A 1,243-nucleotide genomic window follows, 5' to 3' on the forward strand; every position below is an offset into this window, starting at 1 on the left:
TTCAGAGCCGCCTATCCGGCGGAGAACGATCAATCCCGCTGTCATGTTCAATGGTGACTCTTCAGAGCCGCCTATCCGGCGGAGAACCCTCAAAACTCACAGTGATACAACTGAAAACGTTGAGAGTTTTGAAGTTTAAGAGCAAAACCGTTCTTTTTGCAAGTGCCTTTGAAATCCGCGGAAACCCTCAATTTTTTGAGCTCTTGCAAAAAGTAAGGTCGTGTTCCGCCTGACGGCGGGGATATTTTTAGAACCCTAGAAGGGGGGTCTTGCGCTGTGCTCTCCGTCGGCTCATCGTTTCATTACGGTGCAGCCGGGGACGGCGTTGGCCTGAACCACGGAGGGCCCGTCGCATCTGCGGCGGGTTTTTCTATATATTAATCGGGCAACCACAGATCTCTGGTCGTCGGCCGGTTGTCAGTTTCCTGTCGGCCGCCGAAAATCCGAATTAACTCAAGCTGGAGAATAAATATGAGTGACATCGGCCACAACGCTAGGATGGTTATTTTCGGAGAGATCAAGACTGCGGAGACCCTCGTTCAATTCGTTGAGGCGCTTTCCGACGAAGGTTGCCATATTGAGGGGTATGGGTACGCGGACGAACTAAGCCAAGAGCAAATCCTCGACCTCTTGAGCGACACGCTCAAGAGGAAAGACAAGATTGAGCTGAGCGTCCATGAGGCGACCGAGCCGTTCGGTCGCGTCTCCGCCACATGCGATGAAATCGGGATGGGGTACGTCATCGATGCTGACGACGCGGATCACAGCGACTTCCTGGGGTTTAAGGATGTCAAGCTCCCTGAAGACGACGAGGCAACCCGGTATGACATCAACCAGCACGGCGAAATCTACTTCACCGTCGACGACGTGCTGGAGATGAAGGGCCGCAAGACCATACAGAAGGCCTGCTTCATCAAGGATCAAAACACTGCGGCTGACGAAATCGGATTCAAAGTGGATCCGGAGGTAATGGATGAGGTCCGGCAGGAAATGGACTTAACGTCTTCCCTGCCCTGAAGGGCGGGTAAGACGTTAAGTCGGGACGAACCACTCTTAAGAGTGGCTAACTCGCAGGCTTGAAAGACAATTCCTTGAAGTCGGTGTGTGCAAATTCGACAAGAGGCCCGAAGCTCTTACCCGTTTCAGTCTCGACCAAGTCCTTTACTTCGTCCGGCCCGTCGCGTTCAGCGCAGCGAGCTGCGCTCTTGCCCCCCCCTGAAGGAAGGGGTTTGCCGCGCCTCTG

2 protein-coding genes are annotated in these 1,243 nt (G+C 53.9%); one reads left to right on the forward strand and one right to left on the reverse strand.

Annotated features, from left to right (window positions below; genetic code table 11):
* The first annotated feature begins 471 nt into the window (after positions 1-471).
* Positions 472-1,017 carry a hypothetical protein gene (locus tag E1297_RS01675; RefSeq protein ID WP_155133086.1) on the forward strand — a complete coding sequence of 182 codons (546 nt, stop codon included), beginning with the start codon at positions 472-474 and terminating at the stop codon, positions 1,015-1,017.
* Between the two features lie 46 nt (positions 1,018-1,063).
* On the opposite strand, the gene E1297_RS49590 is transcribed toward E1297_RS01675, so the two are convergent.
* Positions 1,064-1,243: hypothetical protein (locus E1297_RS49590; RefSeq protein WP_209015578.1), on the reverse strand; the 180-nt coding region annotated here is incomplete at its 5' end.

Source organism: Roseibium sp. RKSG952, assembly GCF_009711355.1.